Source organism: Shewanella sp. AS16 (genome assembly GCF_021412365.1).
GTDB lineage: Bacteria > Pseudomonadota > Gammaproteobacteria > Enterobacterales > Shewanellaceae > Shewanella > Shewanella salipaludis.
In genome coordinates, this window is record NZ_JAKCLK010000178.1 from 1 (window position 1) to 304 (window position 304).

At 57.6% G+C, this 304-nt stretch carries 1 protein-coding gene; it reads right to left on the bottom strand.

From position 1 onward, the window contains the following. Nucleotides 1-304, bottom strand: a 304-nt coding sequence (locus LZP73_RS19870; RefSeq protein ID WP_267960261.1) for a thiamine pyrophosphate-binding protein, incomplete at both ends; no start/stop codon positions are given.

Sequence of the window (304 nt, forward strand, 5' to 3'; positions counted from 1 at the left end):
GGCAGTGAAATACTGTGCGTGGGGTGAGAGGCGAACATTCCCGGCTGACGAATCGCCTGATTCGCGCCGCAGTCAATCAGCTCCGGCGGGCGATCGGCGGTTAACAGGATCAGTTTTTCTCCGGTTAACCCAGCTTCAATCAGTGCCGGATAGAGATTTGCTACCGCCGTGCCGGAGGTCACAATCACCGCCACCGGCTGCTTGCTGACTTTCGCCAGCCCCAGTGCCAGATGCCCCAGTCCACGCTCATCGAAATGGGTATGATGAATAAATGCGGAATTCTCCGCCGCCGCTAACGTTAACG